The organism is bacterium (genome assembly GCA_040753555.1).
Classification (GTDB): Bacteria; UBA9089; UBA9088; order UBA9088; family UBA9088; genus JBFLYE01.
In genome coordinates this window covers 1-1982 of sequence record JBFMDZ010000299.1, presented here as the reverse complement: position 1 = coordinate 1982, position 1982 = coordinate 1, and the positions used below count along the sequence as shown (strand labels likewise).

Sequence of the window (1982 nt, the reverse complement as noted above, 5' to 3'; positions counted from 1 at the left end):
AAGTTTTTCTCCAAAACAATTGGCTCTTTAGTCCTTCTTAAGATAAGTCCTTGATAAGATGAATATTGCAGAGATTATTGACCGTATCTGCCCGGCTGATAAACAACAGATAGTAAGCTATAGGAAAAGCAATAGAAATCCTTGTTTGCAATCGTCTCCTTTCCTCTTAAACCCCTTTACCTTAGTAGAAGAATGGGCTGAATATGCTCCTATTAAAGAGGTTTATGGTATAGACTGTAAGATTCCTCTATCTCTTTTTGTTCGTCATTAGAAATATAGGGAGCAAATAGCAATCGTAATTTTATTATTTCCTCATCCAAGGCATCCCTTACTGCCTCTTTTACTATATCCTTTAACCTTACCTCATCAGCTAGTGTCATCTTATTACCCTTTTATATTTTACTCCTCCTAAACCCTTTTGTCTATTCTAAAATTGGCTTTTGGCTTTGGCAATTCTTAATGCTTCTTTCTTTTATCCTTGATATTATAGCATCCCAAATATTGTAATTTGAAGCCATTTTTTCTCTATTCCAGTTCCCTTAAGCCTCTGCTTTACAGGCTGAATATAAGGGGCATATTGGGGTGAGGCATACTCAATAAATGCCTTATATGCCCTAACACTGCCTCACTTATAGCGTTTCTTTTCCTAAGAGGAAGACGATGGGGAGTTCTTTGATAGCCCCTTTTCATTACATCTGAACGCATTTTTCCTCCCATTTAAAAAGAGAAATAACCTTATTTTTATCATCAAAGCAAACCTTAAAGCTTTCAAATATATCTTTACGACCAAGGAGATTAAAACCTATGCCCAATCTATCAGAGAAGCCTATCTGAGCAATTATTTGAATATTATCTATCATTAGTTTCAGGGTATGAAGATAAACAGGGATTGAGCCTCCATCACCTACAACAGCCATAATCATATCTTTAGACCTCCAATCAATCTCAAGCCTTTCAGCCTCATCTTTATGAAGGATTGAATATGTAGCCCCTGAATCTACAAATACCCATACCTTTTTCCACCCATTCTTTCCTTCTATCTCAACAGGAATAATGGGCATCTTTATCCCTTTGTATAAAGAATAATCAATCTCTATAGAACGCATATAAGGTCTTCCTTTCTTGGAACCATAAGGACAGATGGTCTCTTTTCTGGACATTTCTCCAATGCCTCTTCTTCAGCCATCTTTGCAGAAAGATTGCTTGCTACAATCTTTTCATTAACTACAGCAATATAAAGCCCTCCAAAGTTGTCTACAATCTCCTCAAAATGCTCAATTATCCATTTATCATCCTTATCCATCTTTCCTCCTTACTGAATTTAATTATAGCATCCCAAATATTGTATTGGGAGCCATTTTTTCTCTATTCCAGCTCCCTTAAGCCTCTGCTCTGGCTCTTTAACTTATCTTTGTCTTCCTGAGGCTTTACGAAGTAGCTTGAGAAATTCTGGTTTAACTTGATAGCCTAAACTTTGTGCCTTATAGACATCCTTCCAGGCTTTGTCATATTCTCCTTTGGCGTAGTAGACAACCCCCCGATTGTTGTAAGCCTCAGCATACCTTGGGTTTATATCAAAAGTTTCAATGGCAGAACCATAAGTAACTGTAAAAACAAGTGTTAACAAAGAGGCAAACACCCAAGTAATAAATGTTTTTATTCTCATTTTTCTTCTTCCTTCTGCCTGTAATGAACAGATAGCTCGCTCATCACCGAAGCAGGTTCATTTACCCACTGATTTTTGTCACTTACCACCCTTTTCATCAGAATTGAAACCTATTCCTTCTGTATTATAAACCACTTAAGAGATTTTTCGCAACTTCTCTTTATCTCCTTCTCAATTGAGGATAGGGCAATCTCTAATGCCTGTTTCTTTTGTTCTTGCATTTTTCTTTTAGCCTTATAAAGCTATTTATTAGTAGAAATTCCTTTTTCTACCCCTTCGGTTAAAAACATCTTAATCAAGGACTGATAAGGAACAT

At 36.4% G+C, this 1982-nt stretch carries 4 protein-coding genes; all 4 read right to left on the bottom strand.

The window, feature by feature from the left end:
- Nucleotides 1-212 precede the first annotated feature (212 nt).
- The 4 genes from AB1630_12780 to AB1630_12765 all read right to left on the bottom strand — a co-directional run bounded on the left by AB1630_12780 (nucleotide 213) and on the right by AB1630_12765 (nucleotide 1666).
- Nucleotides 213-380 carry a hypothetical protein gene (locus tag AB1630_12780; protein ID MEW6104664.1) on the bottom strand — a complete coding sequence of 56 codons (168 nt, stop codon included), beginning with the start codon at nucleotides 378-380 and terminating at the stop codon, nucleotides 213-215.
- Between the two features lie 309 nt (nucleotides 381-689).
- Nucleotides 690-1106, bottom strand: coding sequence for a retropepsin-like aspartic protease (locus tag AB1630_12775; protein MEW6104663.1), 417 nt, complete (start codon nucleotides 1104-1106; stop codon nucleotides 690-692).
- A complete protein-coding gene (locus AB1630_12770; GenBank protein MEW6104662.1) occupies nucleotides 1094-1303 on the bottom strand; it encodes a DUF5678 domain-containing protein in 210 nt (69 codons plus the stop codon). Before AB1630_12770 ends, AB1630_12775 begins: the two co-directional genes overlap by 13 nt.
- A 102-nt stretch (nucleotides 1304-1405) precedes the next feature.
- Entirely contained in the window at nucleotides 1406-1666 is a 261-nt protein-coding gene (locus tag AB1630_12765; protein ID MEW6104661.1) for a tetratricopeptide repeat protein, read from the bottom strand.
- Nucleotides 1667-1982: the final 316 nt, after the last annotated feature.

Excerpts from the sequence above, each read along its gene's own strand:
- AB1630_12780 (MEW6104664.1), bottom strand. The coding sequence starts at position 380 with ATGACACTAGCTGATGAGGTAAGGTTAAAGGATATAGTAAAAGAGGCA.
- AB1630_12765 (MEW6104661.1), bottom strand. The coding sequence starts at position 1,666 with ATGAGAATAAAAACATTTATTACTTGGGTGTTTGCCTCTTTGTTAACA.
- AB1630_12770 (MEW6104662.1), bottom strand. The coding sequence starts at position 1,303 with ATGGATAAGGATGATAAATGGATAATTGAGCATTTTGAGGAGATTGTA.
- AB1630_12775 (MEW6104663.1), bottom strand. The coding sequence starts at position 1,106 with ATGCGTTCTATAGAGATTGATTATTCTTTATACAAAGGGATAAAGATG.